Here is a 22794-nt window from a genome sequence, read left to right on the forward strand (position 1 = left end):
CACTGTTTCCCGCTTATTAAAAAAAATAGATGAAATATATAAGTTGCTTAATAGGTGCTTTGTGTTTAGTCATTTCTACAGGAAATGCCCAAAACTTAACTTTAGAAGATTATAATAGAGCCGTGAGTTTTACTCATGGGAACATCTACAACAAAGCAGTTTTTAATCTTAACACAAAGGCTAATTGGTTTGAAAATGGTAAAGGCTTTTGGTTTATTGATTATTCAAAAAGAGGAAAAGTCTATAAGGAAGTAAAATTTAATAACTTAAAAGTAGTTTCCTTGTTCAATCATGAAAAATTAGCAAATGCTTTAGCTGATTTTTTAGATAAAGAAGTTGAACCGAATAATTTGAAGCTTTCTAATATTGAATACGAAAATGAAAGAACATTGGTTTTCAACACTTTTGGAAAACAATTTACACTGCTTTTAGAGTCTTATCAAATTCAATTAAGAGAAGAAGAAAAAAAGGCAGATGCCAAAAAATTTGAAATAAAATCACCAAACGGTAAATGGATTGCTTATACCAAAGACTACAATCTTTTTATAAAATCTACAGTAACAAGTGAAGTACATCAATTAAGTTTTGATGGAAAAAAGAATTATGAATATGCCAGTTACTATGGTTGGTACGATAAAATGGAAGGCGAAAGAGGTGAACGTCCAAAACATTTTTCTGTCAATTGGTCCCAGGATTCAAAATGGCTGGCAACAAATCTGATAGATTTGCAAAATGCTGAAAAAATGTATTTACTGGATTGGAGTATTGATTCCCTGTATAAACCAAAATTATTGTCCTATTATCGTGGTTCACCGGGAGATACTACAATGGTGCATGTAAAACCTGTATTTTATAATATTGAAAAAAAGCAGGAGGTAAAAACTCAACTTCCTAAAAACACGCATATCAATTCGGTTTCTATACAATGGACAGATAAATCTGGAGTTATTTTAGCAAATTACAGACCCCGTGGTTTTAAAAACGAATTTGTTAAAGAAGTTGATTTAAATACGGCTACAGAGCGCACTTTAATTCAGGAAATAAGTGATACCAATGTTGATAACTTTAGATTTTGGACTATCAAAGACAAAGAGAAAATTATATTTCTCTCGGAAAGAAGTGGGTGGCGACAACTTTATAGTTTAGACTTAAAAACAGAAGAGATCATACCACTCACCAACGGGAATTATTACATAAACGATATTAGTCATATTGATGAAGATGATGGTATAGTTTACTTTCTGGCTTCGGGAAAAGAGGAGGAAAACAATCCATACCATCAGCAGTTGTACAAAGTTACTTTAAAAGGAAAAACAACGTTGCTTACTTCAGAGAAGCTGCATCACCAGGTATCGTTTTCAAAGGACGGTGCTTATTTTGTGGATAATTTTTCTGCAGTCAATGTCCCTACTAAAACAGTTTTAAGGGCATCAAAGAACGGTGAGATTTTGGTACATCTAACAGAGGCTGATGCGTCAGAAGTAGAAGAAAAAGGGTGGTTGGCGCCAGAGCCTTTTCAACTCATAGCCAAAGATGGAAAAACGACCATTTATGGTGCTATTTGGAAACCTTCAAACTTTAACGCTTCAAACTCCTACCCCATAATAGATGCTACTTATACGGGGCCACATACCCAGCGTTTTCCAAAATCTTTTGATGTGGCATTTTACAATCAGAGCTTATCCGAGCTTGGTTTTATTGTGATGCAGGTTGACGGGTTGGGGTCTTCAGGCCGTTCAAAAGCGTTTCATAATCATTCTTATAAAAACATGGGAAATAATTTGGAAGACCATGTTTTAGCAATTAAACATTTAGGTGAAAAAAACAGCTGGATTGATATTGATAGGGTAGGTATATTTGGGCATTCTGCAGGGGGATATGATACTGGAAGAGCTATGACCGCTTTCCCGGACTTTTATAAAGTTGGGGTAGCCAGTTCGGGAGATCATGATTTTAGAATGGAAAAGGCTTGGTGGCCGGAAATGTATCAGGGTTGGCCAATTGATGAAACCTATGAGAATGTTTCAAATATAACCAATGCCAAAAACTTAAAGGGAAAGTTACTTTTGGTCCATGGCGGGTTGGATGATAATGTAAACCCCTCGGCTACCTTTAAATTTGCAGAAGCTTTAATAAATGCAGACAAAGAGTTTGATTTGCTTATCCTCCCTAGCCAACGTCATGGATATGTTGGGAAACACCGGGATTATTTCATAAAAAAACGTTGGAATTATTTTGTTGAGCACCTTTTGGGCGAAAAGCCTATTTGGGATTTTAGTTTAAATAGTAAATGAGCAAAGACGTCATTCTTATAGGTGGAGGTATTATTGGTTTATCGTCTGCTTATTAATCTTCATAAAGAAAAGGGTGTCAGGTTACCGTTATGGATAAGTCTAAATTTTCAGAAGGTGCATCTTAAATCGATGCGGGTTATATTACATTTAGCCACTTTATTTCTCTTGCAGCATAAATAGCAGCTGTATATCTGCAGGCTCGTTACCTGTAATTAAACACTTAACGCTTTCTTATTGTTTCAGACATGATTTTTTCACATAATTTAGTGAAACAAAAGTAGCGTTTGGTACCTGTCACCGGTAAAATAGTTTCCGAAAATATATCTGATAAAAAAGTGTTCTTAAATTTAGCTCCTTTCACCCGGATAGAACATTTTAATTTTTTAAGGTAATTCATTCCAAATAGGGAATAAGATTAGAAAATCCTTGGTTCGATTACAAAAACTGAATGGAGGTTTGTTACAAAAAATTATATAGACGACTATAAACAACGATTAATATTTACCTGTTAGGAGTGAAATAAGACAGGCTATTTAGGGGTTTTCAACAAAAATGCTACTATTTTAATAAAAGTACTTGACGACCAAAAAAGAAATAAACGTACTTGCTAAGTGTTAAACTAAATAGAGAGCTATGTTTTCAAAATCAAAACCCATCTTCATTTTATTGTTAGTAGTTACTTTAGGATATAATTCTTGTAAAAAAGCTAAGATAAATAAGGTTTCAAGTGATTATATTTTAAGTACAGGAGAGCGCTGGGCCGAAAAGCAAGCTAATGCATGGTATGATACCATTCCTTATCCCGTTGGAGCTAATTATGTGCCTGCTACTTCCATTAACCAATTGGAAATGTGGCAAAATGATACGTTTGATGCTGAGCGAATTAATTTTGAATTAGAAATCGCTTCTAAAAATGGGTTTAATATAATGCGTGTGTTTTTGCACGATTTAGCCTGGAAACAAGATCCCGAGGGATTTTTTAAAAATGTAGATAAGTATTTAGAGATAGCTTCAAAAAATGGTATTTACACGATGTTTGTTATTTTTGATGGTGTTTGGAACCCCTACCCAAAAATAGGAAAACAACCAGAGCCAGCGCCTCATGTTCATAATTCCGGTTGGGTACAATCTCCTGGTAGGGAAATACTTGAGGATTCAAAAAAGCAAGATGGCTTGAAAGACTATGTTCAAGCCGTGGTTTCCAGATATAGGAATGACAAGAGGGTTTTGATTTGGGACTTATTTAATGAGCCCGATAATGGCAATGCAGGAAATTTTGGTGGAGATAGCGAAGAACCAGACTTAGAAGGAGATGAGAAGAGAAAAAGAGCTTTGGAATTATTGGAGAAAACATTTAAATGGGTGAGAGAGATTAATCCAATTCAACCGCTTACTGCGGGTGTGTGGGGCAAACCTACATGGATTGATAACCCGGATGATATTGAAACATTAAGTCTGCAGGAGTCAGATGTTATTTCCTTTCATTCCTATAAAGATTCTGAAAGCACATCTAAGATGATTAAAAGTTTACAGAAGTATAACCGCCCTATATTTTGTACCGAATACATGGCGCGTTCAGCAGGTTCAACTTTTGAAGGTATTATGCCCGTTTTTTACGATAATCGAGTAGCTGCAATAAACTGGGGCTTGTTTAGTGGTAAATCCCAAACAATTTATCCTTGGAGTTCCTGGAAAACAAAGTTTGATAAAGAACCAGAGCTTTGGTTTCATGATGTTTTTAGGGAAAATGGAGAACCTTTTAACGAAAATGAGATCAAACTAATACAGGAATTTAGCTCAAGGCCTAATACACTTTACAAAAATGTTCCGGAAGTTGCAATTCCTTTCAATAAAGAAGATATAGCAGCAGGATTAAAATCTAGAGATAAAGCTTTGTATATAAAAGATGGTTGGATAAGAGACCCTTATATTGCTAAAGGTCCGGATGGGAATTATTATTTAACCGGAACAACACCTTTACCTAATGAACCCACAGAAAAGATTGATCCGTATAATCTTGGTTTGGGGCAGCAATCTTATGTTGGGTGGAAAGTCCAGGTTTGGAAAAGTAAGGATTTAATATCCTGGGAGAGTTTAAGTACTCCTTATGATTTGTATGATGGTATTTGGGATGAAGTTAAGCCTGAGCGCTTTAAAGGAGATGATAAAAATGAATGGCTACTTTGGGCGCCGGAATTACACTGGTTAGGTGATAAATGGGCATTGGTGCATACAAGCCCTTTTCCTGTTAATGGTGCTAACTTTTCCATTTCAAAAGGAATGGAATTATCAGGCTGGACTAATCCAATGGGAGCAAAAATAAAAAAGCGTCATGACCCTTCTTTGTTTAAAGATGATGATGGGACTTTATGGATGGTTTGGGGAGCAACACAAATAGCAAAGATTAGACCGGATTTAACCGATTTTGATTCAAAACCAATAGACATTAGCCCAAGTGGAAAAACAAAAAGTATGGGACACGAAGGGTGTTTAATGATGAAAATTAAAGGAAAGTATGTATTGTTTGGTACAGGGTGGTCCACAACAAAAATGAGAAGAGGGTCCTATAATCTATACTATGCAACAGCAGACAAAATTGAAGGTCCATACAGCGAACGGAAATTTGTTGGGCGATTTTTGGGGCACGGGACACCCTTTAAAACAAGAGATGGTAAGTGGTGGTGTACAGCATTTTACAACGCCAATGTTCCCCCAATTTCCTCAAAGAATGTAGAAGACAGAAACTTGGGTTATACTGCTTATACCATAAATCAAAGAGGGACAACTATAGTGCCGCTTGATGTTTATGTTGATGAAAAAAACGAATTAATTATTAGAGCTATACCGTCTGAGTATGGAACACCCGGTCCGGATGAATTTCAGAAATTTTAAACAGTATTAATACTATTAGAGAGAGTTCTTAAGGAATTAAACGGATTTAGGCTTGATGTAAGTTTATACCATGCTATTGAGAAAATAAAATTTATAACAAGAGGGGCATTATTCATGTTATTGATTTTTGGAATTGTGTTTTCTCCGTATTAACATATTTAGAAGGAGGCACATTAAAGTGTTTTTTGAATACTTTACTAAAGTAACTAGGTATGTATCCAACTTTATAAGCAGTTTCTGAAACAGAATAGCCTTCTTCAAGTAAAGTCAATGCTTTATTCATTTTTATTTCTTTAATAAGTTCAGAGGTGCTTTTACCGGTTATACTTTTTATTTTTAAATGTAAAAGAGAGCGACTAATACCAGCCAGTTTTGATAGTCTTTCAATGGTGAAATCAATATCATTATAGTTAGCTTCTATCAAAGATGTGATTTTTATTAGAAAGTCCCTTTTTTGATTGTTATTAGGTAAATCTAAAGAGTCATTATGGGAAACATAAGTAAAATGTTGCTGCAGACTTTTATTAGATTCTAATAAATTTCTTACCATGAGATCTAATTCTTTTATATTGAACGGTTTATTCATAATGGCATTGGCACCAACTTCCAGGCCATAAAGTTTATTTTCCTCATCATTCTGTCCGGTAAGTAAAAGTATTGGAATATGTTTCGTGTTGTCTTTTTCCTTAATTATCTTACATAATCTTAAACCATCCATTTTGGGCATTTTTATGTCAGAAATGATCATGTCCGGTATTCGTTTTTCTATTTTGGCTAAGGCATCTTTTCCATCTTTTGCCATCATCACTTTGAAGTTTGATGAAAAGTGCCTGTGCAGAAAGGTAATTAACTCTTTATTGTCTTCAACTATTAAAATGCATAAATCATGGTTTTTCTTCAACAAGTTGTCGTCAATTAAGTTAGGTGCCGTTTCCATAACCAAATCGGGGGATATTTCAATATTTTTGTTCCCGTCAATTTGAACGACCTCCGCTTTGTAATTTAAATCAAACAATATAGGCAATGTGATACGGCATGTAGAGCCCTCTTCTTTTGTGCTGTTGAAAGTCAACGAGCCTTTTAGGAAATCCACCAGGCTCTGAACTAGGGTTAAGCCAATGCCTGAACCCAAATTTGAGCTGTTTTCATTTTGATAAAAAGGAATGGCGAAATTCTTTTGATCTTCCATAGAAAACCCTTTTCCGTCATCTTCTATAATAATGAGTAATTCATTTAGGTGTTTGGTATTAGCAGAGACTGTCATACTTATCCGGCCATTGTAATCCGTGTTTTTGATAGCATTAGACAGCAAGTTCATGATGATGGATTCTACTTTTTCAGCATCAAAAAAGCAAAATAAATGACTGACATCGCATTCAAATTTCGATTTTTGATTTTTATGATTAAACAGGGGGGTAAAAGCATTAAAAGTGTCTTTTAAAAAAAGAACAATATCTCCTTTTTTCAACTTCAACCTGGCATGATCTGTTTCAATCTTTCTAAACTGAAGCAGTTGTTGAACAAGATGATGTAGTTTTTGGGCATTTTTTTTGATAGGGATTAATTCTTCAATTTCCGTTAAAGACCTGGAATTCTGGTATAATCTCTCAATTGACGCAATTATTAACGTGAGAGGTGTTTTGAATTCATGAGAGATAAAGGTGAAAAAGTTTAATTTATGCCTGTTTATTTCTTTTAATTTTTCTTTTTCCACTTTTTCTAGTTCCAGGAGGAGGTTTTTGTTCTGAATGAATTTATTCGCCTTGTAGATCAGATAAATGCTAACTAATATTAAAATTGAATAAAAAGTGTATGCCCAATTAGTTTTCCAAAAAGGAGCCAGAATGGTTATAAAAAGTTGTCTTTGATAAATAGCAGATTCAGTGGAATAGTCATTTCCTTTAATATGAAATATATAATCGCCGGGGGAAAGGTTTGTATAGGTAGCAGAAAGGGATTGCCCAACATTATTCCAATCATTTTCATAACCTTCCAGAAAATAGGAATAGCTTCCTCTTGAATGATAGTTAAGCTGCGCATACTCAATGGTTATGGCATTTTCATTGTGCTTTAGAACTAAAGTGTCTGTTTTATTAAAACTAATCTTTAAAGGAGAATCTTTACCAATATCAACGTTTTTGTTAAATAATTTAAGGTTTGTAAAGTGAATTTTTGCAGGGGGTACATTAAAATTTAAACTGTCCGGATGAAAATAGGTTAGCCCTTTTACAGAACCAAAATACATATAGCCATCACTATCCTTTAAATAAGATTTGTAATTAAATTGATTCGTAGATAACCCGTCAGAAATAGTATAGGTTTTAAAGGAATTTTTTAATGGATCGTAGAAACACAATCCTGAATTGGTTGATATGAAATAGCCATTTCCGGAATCTTCAAGAATGCCATAAACACTGTTGTTTGGTAGTCCGTCTTTTTTTGTAAAGGACTTAAATTTTTCATGCTGGCTATGCCATTTTAATAATCCTTGGCTATAAGTGCAAAACCACAAATGTCCGTTAGAGTCTTCATAAGCACCTGTTATTTCGTTGCCGGGAATGCCATTAATTTTACTGTCTTCGTGGTAATGATCTATTTCGTTGCCATTATTTTTTATCCTGTAAATTCCCGAACTGGAGGTGCAAATCCACAGGTCTTTATTTTTGCTTTGCAGAATATCGTAAATGAATTGGTCTTTAAAAACTTCAGGTTTATAAAGAGCGAACTTCTTCGTCAGAAAGCTATAAACATTAAGCCCGTATTGAGTGCCAACCAATATGGAGTCTTTATTTAATTGGAGAATAGAATAGATGTGGTCGTTGGATATTGTCGAGCTATTGTGCAATTTGTTTTTAAAGACAGTGACTCTGCCGGTTTTATGGTCGTATTTGTTAAGACCGCCTAAAAAAGTGCCGATCCAAATATCGCCTTTGTGATCCTCCATGAGAGCGTGTATATTGTTACTGCTTATGGTATTTGCTTTTTGCGGTTCCTGCCTGATGTGTTTAAAAGACTTTTTTTCTTTGTTGTAAACGGTTATTCCCCCATCTTCTGTTGCAATCCATATATCTTTGTTTCTTGTCTGTATCATTTGACTTATAGCTTTGCCACCTAAAGATTTGGTAAGCTCATTCGGAATCATTTTATAAAATCCATTGTTATTTAACTTTGAATAATTAAGCCCTCCGAAATAAGTGCCAATCCACATAATATTTTCCTTGCTCAAGAACAGGCTATGTATGGATTTGTCTGATAAGCTGTTTATGGTCTCATAAAAAGATTGTCCATAATGAATACTGTTTTGGTACTTTTTGTTATACACAAACAAACCATTTTCTGTTCCAACCCAAATGTTATTTTCTTTGTCTTCCGATATCGATCTTATAACATTGCTTTCTAACTGATTTGATTGTTTTGAGAATGGAATGTGTTCAAAGGTTTCTGACTTTGGATTAAATATAAAAAGACCTTTTAAAGAGCCCAGCCAAACCAACCCGTCGCTATCCCTTAAAAGTTTAGGTCTCACATAATAACCACTTAAACTTGGGGAATTAAGTCTGTTAGGGTAATTAAATTCTTTTATTATCTCACCTATGTCATTAATAAGAATTAAGCGGTCCTCCAGGGCCAAAAAATAAACATTAGATTTGAAATTACACATAGTTCTGGCATTGACGTCTGTGATAATTGGCTGTATAGTATCATCGTCATTCAAAAGAAATAACCCGTTCCTACTACAAATAAAAGTTCTATTATCACTTGAATGAAATATGTCATTAACAAAACCAACGCTATCTCGATCTTTACTTATTTTTGTAAATTCGTCTATAAAAGCATTGTATTTGTATACACCACTATTGGAGCCAATAAATAAATCTTTTCCTCTGTTCAATACCGAGGTTATCTGGGTGCAATTAATGTCTATACTTGTATTTTGATATGTCTTTATTTTATAAGAATCGTATTTGTCAATACCTTCTCCGGTAGCAATCCATAAAAAATCTTCAGAATCTTGATCTATGTCCGAAACAGAGTTATGAGATAACCCCTGTTTGATTGTAAGTTTATGAAATTCTCTTTCCTGAGAATTGCTTGGAACTGTAGCAAAGTAGCATAAAAACAAAATAAACCAATTTACTCTACGCCCTTGATATTTTAAAAGTCGGATCATGTTAATTTGTGATTACAGATATTTGGAAGGTTTGCAATAGTGTTGATTGTTGTTTTGTTTTTCGGTTTTTAAACAAAATTACAAACAAATTTGACAAAAATACATGTTTTGGTGTTTTTTAGTGGTTAACATTGTACAAATGTATAAGTGAGAGTAACGTTCTAGTTTCTTGATTATAGTTTTTAAAAGAATTGGGTTTGTTGAAATTAAGAGTGAACGTATTTGATTAAATGGTATAAACTAGAGTTTATCTTGCGTCGCGTTTAATTCCTAAAACAATAACTAATTAATCATGAAGGTCTATTTGTTTGAAATTCCAAAGTCGAAAACGGAAAGTTTAACAGTTCAAGAGGATTTTTCTGGGTCATTTTATAATAAGCTGCATAAGCATGAAGAAATCCAAATGACATACATAGAAAAAGGTTCAGGGAAATTGGTGATCTGGGATACGGTGCATGCATATTCAGAAGGAGACTTTATAGTTATAGGTAGTAATTGTCCTCACATTTTTCAGGAGCTGGAATCAAACAACAGGTCCCATAGAATATCTGTTTTCTTCAATGCAGAAACATTTGGAGAAGATTTTTTTAGAAAAACAGATTTAGAAGAGCGGAAGATAGAATCTTTATTTTCGCATTTAAAAGAAGGATTTAAAATTATCAATTTTCAGAATGGAATTGGTACTGTTATGAAGAGTTTCACAAGGTTAAATAACCTGTCCAGATTCGTGGTTTTCCTGGAATTGATAGATAAGATTTGCCATGCAGAAAAAATAAGTTTAACAAGCTTTGTAGAGCAACGAAACATTTCTAACGAACAAGGTCAAAGAATGCAAAAGGTTCTGGATTTTGTATTAAATAATTTTAGTACTGATATTACTTTGAATAGGGTAGCGGAAATAGCTTGCATGACTCCGAATGCATTTTGCAGTTATTTCAAGACAAGAACAAACAAGACTTTTTTTTCCTTTTTGTTGGAATTAAGAATAGAACATGCCTGCCAATTGCTTAAAAAGAAGAATGAACTTTCCATTGCTCAAATTTCTTCATTAGTTGGATTTAACTCGATATCCCATTTTAACAGAAAATTTAAAGGGTTTAAAGGTGTATCCCCTACACAATATTTGAATAGTTTTTAAAAGGTCTAAAGAAACATCTAATTGATCGCAATCTAAAATGGCTATTTAAAATTCTGGAAAAAGGTTGTTCATGGTTTATGTTGCACAATTTCTAAAGGTGTGATTTAAAGTTGCTATACCATAAATTATTCCAGTTTATACTTCAATTAATAGACCATATTTTTTTAACTAAAAATTTTGTAAAACCTTATTAGTAAGGGATATACTTCGTGATTTATGATAATGAAATATTGTTTTACTTAGATGAAATAAAACATGTTTATGTCAAAGTTATTATCTAGTGTTACAAGAATGATTTTGCAGTAAGAATAGGGCTTCATTAAGAACTATGTTTTGTATTATTTTAGGAAATATTGGTACTATATTAACCTAGTTGATACTTTCAAACGGTTTTATTAAGAAGATTTACTACATTTAAGATAATGATGATTTTAAGGTGGATAAGCAAAGATCATTATTATTTTAATCAAAAAACTCAAACTAATTACTCAATCATTTTGTCTAGTCATTTATCAGAAACTAATATTTGGAAAAAAGTAAAATCCGGAAATCTTGATGCTTTAAGCGCATTGTATAATTTATATGTGGATGATTTGTATAGATACGGATTAAGATATACGTATGATAAGGAAGCCATAATGGATAATATCCATGACCTGTTTTTAGATATTTATAAGTATCGAAAAAACATTTCAAAAGAAGTAAACGTAAGGAGCTATTTATTTAAGTCTTTTAAAAGGAAACTAAACAGAAAACATAAAAGTAAAGTATATGTTTTTCCTGAAAGAGAATACCAGGATTCTAATGTTGAACGAGACTTTGCACCCTCTGTTGAAAGGTTAATTATAGAGCAAGAGACTGAAGCTCAAATGGCATCCAATTTATCAGCTGCATTAAACGGTTTAACCAAAACTCAAATACAGTGTATATCATTGCGCTTTAGAAAGAATAAATCTTACGAAGATATTGCTGAAATTATGGATATTACCATTGGTACAGCAAGGACCCTAATTTACAGGTCCATCAAAAAATTAAGAAAAGAGTTAGCATATTTATGAACGTAAATTTTTAATTTTTTTTGTCTATAAACCAATGGCCCTGTACTTATTTAAGTATAGGGCTTTTTATTTTTAATAAAATAATACCAACGTAACTAATGGAGTTTTTAGATGAAGAGAGCAAGAATGAGTTGAATAACAGGATAATGAATTCTGCTCGTAAGTATAGAAAAAATAGAATTAGATCTAAGGCTATTTTATACAGTAGTGTAGCTTCATTTATTGTATTTGGATTTAGCTTGTGGTTTTACAGCATTGAAAAACAGGAAAATAATGCCGTAATTAAAAACACGGCTAATGATCATTCCGGTGTTAATACCTCTTCAGAAATAAAACTCATTTTAAGCAATAATGAAGAGGTTGAGGTTAAATCTGAAAATGCATCTATTGTGTATTCAAATAATGGGCAAACCTTAAAAATAAATAATTCGTACAAAAACTTGCAACTAAGTGATAATGAAGGAGCGGTTGGATATAATACTGTTTTAGTGCCTTACGGGAGAACGGCCCAGCTTACAATGGTTGATAGAAGTAAAGTTTGGCTTAATGCTGGTACCAAATTTACATACCCAACCCGCTTTATAAACAATAGGCGAGAAGTGTTTTTAGAGGGTGAGGCCATTTTTGAAGTATCTCACCAAAAAGAAAGCCCGTTTTATGTGGTTGGAAATCATAATCATATCATTAAAGTATTGGGAACAACTTTTAATGTGAGCAGTTATCCTGATGATAATTACATTAATACGGCTTTAGTCAATGGTAGCGTAGAAATTAGTTATGGGGAAAACCCCAAAACCCAAAAAATTATTCCAGGCACTCTAGCCGTATACAAAAAAGAACAAAATACTATTGTAACGGAGCAAGCAGATTTAAAACCCCATATGTCATGGAGAGATGGACTACTAATGTTTAAAAAGAATGATTTGAAGTATATAATGAAGAGAATTTCAAGACACTATAATACACCTATACATATGGAGGCGTATCAAAACAATAACCTAACATATTCTGGAACTCTTGATATAAAAAAGGATTTAGTAGAGGTTATGGATGTGCTAAAGGAAATAGCAAATTTTGACTATAAAATAACTAACAATAAAATAGAAATACTAACTAAAAAAAACAGCCAATGATGTAAAATAAACTCTGCAAAAAAAGCCAGAAGATGCGCCAACATCCTCTGGCGGAAATTAACATTACTCGATCAATTAGTAACATTAAAAACACGAAATTATGAATAAAAAGATTAATGCCAATCGGTCTTTTAAGTTTTTTAACAGGTTGAATGGCTTATTAATAGAATGTATGAAGGTATTTGCTTTACTCATATGTTTAGGTTTATCTAGTTTGTATGCAAACAATTCTGATGCTCAAACCAAGATTAATATTGACCTCAAAAATGCAACGTTTGAAGAGTTTTTTAACGAAATTCAAAGTAAAAGCGATTTTGTGATTCTTTACAAGGATATTGTGATTAATAACAACAAGAGAATTACAATAAAAAAAGAAAATACGCTAGTTAAGAAAATATTAGATAAGGCGTTTAGAGGAACAGATTTATACTTTAAAATAATAGATAATCAAATTATAGTAGATAAAAAAGTAACTGTTTCAAAAGTTCCTGAAGCACCAGATAAAGCTTTGGATCAGCAAACTATAACGGGGTCAATAAAAGATAAAGATGGTGTCCCAATCATTGGTGCCACTGTACTTATTAAAGGAACCCAAAGAGGGGTCGCTACTGATTTTGATGGTAATTTTACTATTACAGCTGGCGAAACAGATGTTTTAGTGGTTTCATCTTTAGGGTTTTCTTCAAAAGAAATACCTGTTGGAAACCAAACAAACATTGATATAGTGCTTGAAGAAGACGTATCAAAATTGGATGAAATTGTGGTTGTGGCTTATGGAACAACCAAGCGAGAGGCCTTTACAGGTTCGGCGTCATTTATTGAAACCGAGCAGATTCAGGAGTCTGCAACTTCAAATTTAAGTCAAGCTTTACAGGGCTTAAGCCCTGGTGTTCAGGTAATTTCTCAAGCTGGTCGTCCCGGAGCTGATGCAGCTATTAACATCAGAGGTTTTACGTCATTTGGGAATACACAACCGTTAATTATTCTCAATGGAAGCCCGTTTGAGGGAAGCTTAAGTAGTATTGCGCCCTCTGAGATAGAAAGTATTTCGGTTTTGAAAGATGCATCGTCAACGTCACTTTATGGATCAAGGGCATCCGGAGGAGTCATTTTAATTACTACTAAAACCGGTAGGCCAGGTAAAACACAAATTAACTTTAGACAAACTTTAGGGACCTCAGATTTTGCGGTTAAATTACCGAATAAACTTGATGCAGGAGACCAGTATGAAGCTGTTTGGGAAGGGTTTTATTACGATAATATCAATAGAGGTCAGGACGACACTACTGCACGAACCAATGCTTCAGCTGCGGTTACCGATAGGTTTTATATTGCACGTCCACATACAAATTGGTTGGGTGTTACCAGACAATATAGAAGTAATTGGAACCTGGATGAGCCAGTGGGATTGGACGGTAAAATAAAACCGGAAGCAGAAGAAATTTATAGTTATGATTGGTATGATGTTTTTCAACCTAAATTAAGACAAGAGTATTCCCTTGATGTCAGTACCGGAACAGAAAAAACAAGTTTGTTTTTTGCAACCTCATATTTAAATGACAAAGGACAGTATTTTAATCAAAATTTTGAGCGTTGGTCTTCAAGACTTAACGCCACCACGAAGCTTGGTGACCGTTTTACTTTAGAAGCTAATATGTTTTACGTGCAAACCAATCAAGATAATCCCGGGGAATTTACAAGAGTAATAAGAACCATACCACAAGCTATTCATCCTTATGAGTTTAACCACGAAACAGGAGAGTTTTTTACAGATGTGTTTGGTAATTTGGCATTACAGAAAGGTGGGGGACAATCTTATTCAGGTCGTCGATTTTTTGGAGGAAATAATCCATTTGATTATGTGAATGCCCCCAAAGAGCCTGATGCGTACCGGTTTGACATCAATAGTGTTAACCAATTTATTAACAAATTAGCGCTAGGGGTTGACATTGTTGAAGGTTTAAACTTTAAAACCAGTTTTATAGCTGATTTCAGAATTTTTGAAAGACATCAGTATGGCGCACCGGTTTCCGGTATTTTAGAGGTGGATGGTTTTGCATTCAAATCAAGTAGCTCTCGTTTTGCATATACCCTGAATAATATTTTAAACTATGGAAAATCTTTCGGAGATCATAATTTTAATTTGCTTTTAGGGCATGAGGTTTTTAACAGAAATAATGCAAATTTATCTGGGCGAGGGACTGTTTTTGCGGTACCAGGATTATTTGAGATAGACGCTACTTCGGCTGAACCCACTTCGGGGTCTAATGAAAATGACTATAGGTTAGTAAGTGGTTTTTCCCGTCTTACTTATGATTATAAAAATAAAATATACTTAAATGGTAGTTTTAGAGCGGATGGTTCATCAAAGTTTGCTCCGCAAAATCGCTGGGGCTATTTCTGGTCAGCGGGAGGTGCATGGAGATTGTCTGAAGAAGATTTTTTAAATAACAGTAACTTTGTAAATAATTTAAAGCTTAAAGCCAGTTATGGTACTACAGGAAATGATGGGGATGCGCTTTATGCTTATCAGGCTTTGTACAATACAGGATTTAATTTTTATGAAAATTCCGGAGCTATAGAATCGAGATTACCAACTGAAGAGCTTATTTGGGAAAAGAATATACAATTAAACACAGGTATTGAATTCCAATTATTTGATCGTTTAAGAGGTAATATAGAATATTTTACTACGACCTCTGACGGATTAATATTTAACAGACCGTTACCACCATCGTTTGGAATAAGTAATGTTACCCAAAACATTGGAAAAATACAAAATAAAGGTTTTGAGATTGAACTTGGTTACAATATCATTAATAATAATGACTTTAAATGGGATATTAACGCCAATGCGACACACTTTAAAAATGAAATTAAAGAACTACCGGACGGTGATGTACTTACAGGCGTGTTTAAATGGTCTGAGGGACAATCGAGATTTGATTTTTGGCTACCCACCTGGGCTGGCGTAGATCCGGATACCGGTGATAATACCTGGTTTGTCAATGAATTTGATTCTGAAGGAAATATTACCGGACAAAGAATTTCAAATAACTGGGGAGAAGTTAATAGACAAGAAAACTTTGCCTATCAGGGGACCTCAATACCTGACGTATTTGGTAGTGTTACCAATATCTTTAAATACAGGGGGTTTGATTTATCAGTTATGTTTTACTATAGCTTTGGAGGTTTAATGTACGATAGCGCATGGCGTGAGAATACGGCCATGAGAAATGCATTTGGATTGATTGATTATTATAGAGATAATCACTGGACCCCGGAAAACAGGTTTACTGATATACCAAGACCGTCGGTTAATAATGTAAATAACAGAAGAGGCTCTTCTCAATGGTTGTTCAACAATGATTTTGTAAGGTTAAGAAACCTGAATATTGGCTATACATTTCCTAAATCTTTCAACAAGGCTTTAAATATTCAAAGTTTCAGATTATTCTTCCAAGGTGATAATTTAGTTACCTGGGGTAATGGAAATGACAGGGGAACAGATCCTGAAATAGCTGGATTTGATGGAACAAGTGATTATAACTGGGGTATCAGAAAAACTTTTTCCGCAGGAATTAACGTTCAATTTTAAAAAAAATTAAAGATGAAGAAATTTAAATATATAATAACAATTTTAGCAATAGCTTCTTTAAGTTATTCTTGCGAAGATTATCTTGATACGCAACCAACGGTTCAAGTGTCTGAAGAACAATTGTTTAAAAATCTTTCAGGGCTGCAAGTGGTTTTAAACGGCGTTTATAAATATATGCTTACGGCAACCAACGGTATTAATACAGGGATTACAGGAATGCAAGGGTATAATTTAACCGCCACCCCTGATTTATGGGTCAGAAATATTGGAAATGCTTTTTACACCGGCAGTATTTTTGAGACTGTAAGAACAGAATCCGGAAGTACTTTTTCAAGTCGTTTTTGGGAGCATTATTATACGTTAATAAACAACTGTAATATAATTCTATTAAATGTAGACAACTTTACCGAACAACCTGATTTAGCTTCCTCTATTAAAGGGCAGGCAATGGCTATTCGAGGGTATGCTTATTTTCATTTAGTCAGATATTACCAACAAACCTATAGTATTGCCGGAAATGAACCGGGTGTGCCAATATACCTGGACCGAGCTTCTGCCGAAAGGCCGCAAAAAGACAGAAATACAGTTGAAGAGGTATATACACAAATTTTGTCCGATTTAAATGGAGCGCTTTCAGAGCTTTCCGGTTACGACAGACCTAGCATGGAGTATATTAATACGGATGTTGTTAACGGTATACTCGCGCAGGTATATTTGACTATGGAGAACTGGAGTGAAGCGGTAGCTCATGCCAGTGCTGCTCGGGCTGGATACTCATTAAGTACTGCACATTATGCTAACGGTTTCTCAGTTTCCAATAATGAATGGATTTGGGGATTTCCACAAACAGAAAATGATAATATAAGAACTACAAATTTGTTTGCCAGATGGGGATTAAATAATCATAGGCCTGCAGGTACTTTCTTTGCAGATAATACGCTTAGGGTAAACGAAAGCTTTGTAAATATGTTCGATTCCAGTGATGTTAGAAACCAATTTTTTTATGTCGATGCCGGAGCAATTAATTCAGGTTGGGCTTCAGACAAATTCCGGGATGATGGAGTTGATTATTTAGGTGATATAATTGTTATGCGGGCAGCTGAAATGTATTTAATTGAAGCTGAAGCTTTAGCACAACAAGGAAGTACAGGGCCTGCTTTAGCCCTGCTGAATGACATTCAAAATTCAAGATTAGTAGAGGTTCCAACCACTACTACTGTTCAATCAGATTTACTGGAGGAGATTTGGATAGAAAAACGTAAGGAAATGTACTCTGAAGGTTTGATATTTTTCGATCTGTTAAGACAACAAAGAGATTTGGTTAAACTGGGTGTTGGTGAAGGTGGTGATGCAGCAGACCCTATCGTGATTCCTGCAAGATCGTACAGGTTTATAATTCAAATTCCGGACGATGAAATCAATTTTGGAGGTATTTCGGAACAGAATCCTATTGATGGTATTCTTTAAAGAATAAAATGTTAGTAGTTAGTTTTTAATTTAGTTTAAGTTTAATAATGCTCCAAAACTGCTTTTTTTGCGGTTTTGGGCATTATTTTAAGGTCGATAAAATGATGAGTAATGTCTTTCAACAATATTACTAGACTATAGGTCATTTGTGCTAGACTATCTATTAACTAAGATTTATTTTCAATTCAGATTATTACTTGATTAACATAATAAATTAATATTTATGAAATTTTTAAAGAGCTCCATATTTATATGCTTACTAATCATTTTGTCAGGCTGCAAGGAAAAGCAAGAGACTTTAAATAAAAAACCCAATGTTCTTTTTGTTTTGTTGGATGATCTTGGGTATTCAGACCTGGGGTGTTATGGAGGTGAGATAAATACTCCAAATATAGATAATCTGGGCATCAACGGGATACGATATGAGTCCATATACAATTCGGCACGCTGCTGTCCGAGTAGAGCGGCTTTAATGACGGGGCTCTATCCTCCACAAGCGGGTATTGCCAATTTCACTACCAATAAGCCAAGAAAAAATCAGGGACCGGCTTATTTAGGGCATTTAAGAGACGATTGTGTTACCCTGGGTGAAGTTTTAAAATCTCAAGGGTATGGAACTTATTATGTTGGTAAATGGCATATGCACGAAAAAACAGACCCGGTAAAACGTGGTTTTGATGAGTTTTACGGTTATGATATGGGATATGCACAAGATCAATGGGACCCCAATGCCTATATACGAAAACCGGAGGAGAAAGCTAAAGAAATAGATAAACCGGAAGGTGCGTTCTATGCCACCGATGTGTTTAACGAATACGCTCTGGAGTTTTTAAATCAAGCTCGGGATAAAAAAGAAGAACCATGGTTTTTATTCTTAAGCCATTCATCGCCACATTTTCCCGTACAGGCACCAAAAGAATCAGTTGATAAGTATTTTGATACCTACATGAAAGGTTGGGATAGATTAAGAGAAGAGCGCTATGAAAATTTAAAAAATGTTGGACTTATTGAACGTGAAAGTCGTTGGACATTAACAGGTCGTGCAACTGTACCTGTAGATAGAGACATTGTTGCTAATGGATTTTCCGGAGAGCAAAACCCTGCTTGGGAAACCTTGGATATAGATAGGCAACGTGATTTAGCCAGAAGAATGGCAACCTTTGCCGCTATGGTGGAACATGTGGATAAAGGCGTAGGGCAAATAGTAGATTATCTTAAAAAAACGGGGCAGTTTGAGAATACTATAATTATGATAACCAGCGACAATGGTGCCTGTTACGAATGGGGGCCCTTTGGGTTTGATGGTCCTTCAAGAAAAGGAATAACTACAGTTCACAAAGGTGATAGTTTAAATGTTGTGGGGCAAAGAGGTACCTATTCATCATACGGAAGTGCTTGGGCAAATATGTGTAACACCCCTTTAAAACTATACAAGCACTTTACCCATGAGGGTGGTGTTGCATCCCCTTTTATAGTGCACTGGCCCAATGAAATTGATGAAAAAGCCGGTAGTTGGGTGAGAGAACGTACACACCTTATAGATATCATGCCAACATTGTGTGATATTACCGGAGCTACGTACCCGGAAACTTTTAAAGATAATGCTATTCAGCCCATGGAAGGTGTAAGTCTTGTAAACACTTTTAAGCATGAACCTCTGGATAAAAGGCCCATTTATTTTTCGCATTTTGGAGCAAAAGCGGTTGTAGAAGGTGATTGGAAAGCTGTTTGGGGAAAGAATATGCCTTATGAGATAGAATGGGAGTTGTACAATTTAAAAGAAGACCGCTGTGAAACAAAAGACCTCGCAAAAGAATATCCTGAAAAAGTAGAAAAATTTGCTGCAATGTGGGATGATTATTCAGAGCGGGTAGGCTTGTAAACCATTAAACGAGACTTAATGAAAATAAATATAGACAATAAGTTTTGCTTATTATGCAGTCTGGTGTTTCTTGTCCTTCAATCTTGTAAAGAGAAAACAACGGAAAAAGCAAAAATATTTGAAAAGCCAAACATTGTTTTTATTACTACAGATTATACACGAGGAGTAGACTTGCCGGCCATGGGAGCCAGTTTTTTGAAAGCCCCCGCTATAGAAAAACTGGGAAAAGAAGGAGCAGTTTTTAGTAAACATAATTGCATTACGCCAGTATGCAGTCCGGCAAGAGCATCCATAGCTACAAGTTTATATGCTCATGACCATGGACTTTGGGATAATCAAGGGCTTTCCATAAAAAAACCGGAATGGCCCTTTTTAATGCGTGAATTACAAGCTGCTGGCTATACAACAGCAGGTATTGGTAAGATGCATTTTCATCCTTTTAAGGCAGATTACAATTTTGACATTCGTATTAGTTTAGAGGGAAAAGATCGTGATTACAGAGATGATGATTATGAGGCTTATTTGGTTAAAAACGGGACTAGCAGAAAAGCGATTAGAGAGAAAGATATTGGTACAGATTTACCCTCCGGGCAAGCATTTTACCCATGGCACGTTGATGAGATTTTACATCCCGATTACTTCGTTGGCGAAAAATCGGTTGAAACCATAAAAAACGGTGCTTTGACTCAGGATAAACCTTGGTTTATGTGGGTGTCTTTTACAGGACCACATAACCCGTGGAACCCCCCAAAACGTTATTTTGATTTGTATAAAGATGTGGAAGTGCCCACAGGCCATTTTGTTGAAGGCGAACTCAAAAACAAACCTATTGATTATACCAGACACCGGTATGGTTACGGAGGCAATTTGATGAATATTTATGATACAATTCAAAGCCCGGAAGCTAAAGAAGCCTTCAGAAGGGACTTGAGAATAGGGCATTATGCCAGTTTAAGTTTTGTTGATGAGCAAATTAACCGGGTTCTTCAGCAACTAAAAGAGCAGAATTTACTAAAGAACACTATTGTTATTTTTACTTCAGACCATGGTAGTGCACTTTTTGATAATGAGATGATGCACAAAGGTTCGCCTTTTCCAACACAATCTTTAGTGCCTATGGTAGTTTGGGCTCCGGAGTATATTGAAGCGGGAATCAGAGAAGGGTTTACATCTCATGTAGATATTTATCCAACGTTATTGGAACTTGCAGGAGGTGAAATTCACCCAAAGGCTGCCGGTAAAAGTTTTGTGAGTATGCTAAACTCCAAAAATGAAAAAATACATGATTTTACAGTGATTGAAAGTGCACTGGTTACGTCTTTAATGGCCGATGATTGGTTGATAGGCTTTAGTCATATTTCAAAACAAATTGAACTTTATGATTTAAATAAAGATCCTATGTGCCATTATAATGTGGCAAATATTGAAAGTAATAAAAGCGTTATTCAAAAATTGCAAAACATGTTAGTTAACTGGCGAAGGGAACAAAGTCCTGAACTGGAGGTTGGTGGTAACCCGTTGTATTGGACCATGGACGTGTTAGGTAATGAAGAAAGTACAACAAGACTTTGGAATAGTTATGTAAGAGCTTATAAACGTCTCACTAAAATTGACGAAAAGAAACCTGGGGTCGTTGGTCAATCGGCAATAGAAGTTTTAAAGAATATAGCTCAGGACGATCTGGAGGGAATAAATATGGGGACGAATATGAATGAGCTACATTAAGCAGGAAAAATGAGAAGCCTTCCTTATAAATATCTGCTATTCTTTGTTGTTGTTTCTGTTTTTTGTTGTAAAAATAACCAAGAACAGGACACTGTTAAGCCCTTCTTGTCTAAGCCCAATATTATGGTAATCGTAGGGGATGATTTAGGTTGGAACGATGTGAGTTTTCATGGAAGCGACATAAGTACCCCAAACATAGATGAGTTGGCTACAGATTCTTATGTGTTCAACCGTTTTTACGTAACTCCCAAATGTTCCCCAACAAGAGCTGGTTTCATGACGGGCAAATACCCAAACCGTTTCGGTATGCGTTATGGGGTGATTTCACCTCCAACAAAAAATGGGCTTCCTCCGGAAGAAATAACATTTCCAGAGTATTTGGCAAACTATGGTTACAATAATAGAGCTGCTTTTGGTAAATGGCATTTGGGGCATTCCAGCATAAAATTTCATCCGTTAAACCAGGGGTTCAATTATTTTTACGGCCATTACAATGGAGCTATAGATTATTTTACACATAAACGAAATGCCGAGCTCGATTGGCATAAAAACTTCAATACATCATATGATAAGGGGTATTCAACGGATTTGGTAGAAAAAGAAGTTATAAGGTATATAGACAGTGTAAAAACCAGGTCTCCTTTTTTCGCTTATGTAGCTTTTAATGCACCGCACTCACCAATGCAGGCAAAACAAGAAGAATTGCTTAAATACGGATACGATCCACAAGCAGATCATGAAGATTTTCCGGTTGGTGGAATGGCCGGACAGGAAAGGGAAAAGGAAATTTATGGAAAACAAGGTAGAGGGAACAATTTAAGGCAGACCTTTTCGGCTATGGTAAGTTCATTGGATTATTCCATTGGAAACATTGTTGATTATTTAAAAAAAGAAGGCTTGTATGATAATACCATAATCTGGTTTTTTAGCGATAATGGTGGTGTAGAATATTTTGGTGGCAACAACAAACCGTTACGTGGGCAGAAACATACCGAATGGGAAGGCGGCGTGCGCGTAGTGTCTATGTTAAAAGGTATTGGTGTTAAGAATAAGTTTCAAGAAGTAAACCAGGTTGTAAGCTATATTGATGTGTTCCCCACTTTGGCTGACATGGTTATCAAAAAGCCGGAACATGAAATGGATGGAATTTCAGTAAAATCAAGATTAGAAGGTGAAAAACTACCCAAGCGCAATTTATATTTAGGTAATAAAGCTGTGGTGAACGATACTTTTAAATTAGTAAGGGGTGAGTTATTCAAGATTAGTGAGGATATTAGTGAGACAAATAATGTAGAAGAAGAGTATCCGGAAGTATATCAGGATTTACTAGCAGTAGCAGATTCTTTTAAAACCATAGAAAAGGGTGAATATAAAAGAGAGCCAAAAGAATGGCTGCCCCCAAGAGAGTGGAAAATGCCCCGATAACGTTTAATTTC

At 35.0% G+C, this 22794-nt stretch carries 11 protein-coding genes; 10 read left to right on the forward strand and 1 reads right to left on the reverse strand.

The window, feature by feature from the left end:
- The first annotated feature begins 29 nt into the window (after positions 1-29).
- Positions 30-2294, forward strand: coding sequence for a prolyl oligopeptidase family serine peptidase (locus Q0983_RS18330; RefSeq protein WP_299556335.1), 2265 nt, complete (start codon positions 30-32; stop codon positions 2292-2294).
- Positions 2295-2927: 633 nt separating this feature from the next.
- Positions 2928-5186 (forward strand): family 43 glycosylhydrolase, encoded by a 2259-nt coding sequence (locus Q0983_RS18335; protein WP_299556337.1) that lies wholly within the window; start codon positions 2928-2930, stop codon positions 5184-5186.
- Positions 5187-5298: 112 nt separating this feature from the next.
- On the opposite strand, the gene Q0983_RS18340 is transcribed toward Q0983_RS18335, so the two are convergent.
- Positions 5299-9357, reverse strand: a complete 4059-nt coding sequence (locus Q0983_RS18340) for a hybrid sensor histidine kinase/response regulator transcription factor (RefSeq protein ID WP_299556339.1) — start codon at positions 9355-9357, stop codon at positions 5299-5301.
- Between the two features lie 292 nt (positions 9358-9649).
- On the opposite strand from Q0983_RS18340, the gene Q0983_RS18345 reads away from it, so the two are divergent.
- The 8 genes from Q0983_RS18345 to Q0983_RS18380 all read left to right on the forward strand — a co-directional run bounded on the left by Q0983_RS18345 (position 9650) and on the right by Q0983_RS18380 (position 22783).
- A complete protein-coding gene (locus tag Q0983_RS18345) occupies positions 9650-10495 on the forward strand; it encodes an AraC family transcriptional regulator (RefSeq protein WP_299556341.1) in 846 nt (281 codons plus the stop codon).
- A gap of 422 nt (positions 10496-10917) precedes the next feature.
- Complete coding sequence (locus Q0983_RS18350) at positions 10918-11553, forward strand: sigma-70 family RNA polymerase sigma factor (RefSeq protein WP_299556343.1); 636 nt, start codon at positions 10918-10920, stop codon at positions 11551-11553.
- Positions 11554-11651: 98 nt separating this feature from the next.
- A complete protein-coding gene (locus tag Q0983_RS18355; protein WP_299556345.1) occupies positions 11652-12686 on the forward strand; it encodes a FecR family protein in 1035 nt (344 codons plus the stop codon).
- A gap of 100 nt (positions 12687-12786) precedes the next feature.
- Positions 12787-16284, forward strand: coding sequence for a TonB-dependent receptor (locus Q0983_RS18360; RefSeq protein WP_299556347.1), 3498 nt, complete (start codon positions 12787-12789; stop codon positions 16282-16284).
- Positions 16285-16296: 12 nt separating this feature from the next.
- Complete coding sequence (locus tag Q0983_RS18365) at positions 16297-17751, forward strand: RagB/SusD family nutrient uptake outer membrane protein (protein ID WP_299556349.1); 1455 nt, start codon at positions 16297-16299, stop codon at positions 17749-17751.
- Between the two features lie 223 nt (positions 17752-17974).
- Positions 17975-19633, forward strand: a complete 1659-nt coding sequence (locus tag Q0983_RS18370) for an arylsulfatase (protein ID WP_299556351.1) — start codon at positions 17975-17977, stop codon at positions 19631-19633.
- Positions 19634-19651: 18 nt separating this feature from the next.
- Positions 19652-21358: a sulfatase-like hydrolase/transferase gene (locus tag Q0983_RS18375; RefSeq protein ID WP_299556353.1), complete on the forward strand. Its 1707-nt coding sequence runs from the start codon at positions 19652-19654 to the stop codon at positions 21356-21358.
- Between the two features lie 123 nt (positions 21359-21481).
- Positions 21482-22783: an arylsulfatase gene (locus Q0983_RS18380; protein ID WP_299556354.1), complete on the forward strand. Its 1302-nt coding sequence runs from the start codon at positions 21482-21484 to the stop codon at positions 22781-22783.
- Positions 22784-22794: the final 11 nt, after the last annotated feature.

This window comes from Seonamhaeicola sp. (genome assembly GCF_028281565.1).
In the GTDB taxonomy this organism is placed as follows: Bacteria; Bacteroidota; Bacteroidia; order Flavobacteriales; family Flavobacteriaceae; genus Seonamhaeicola.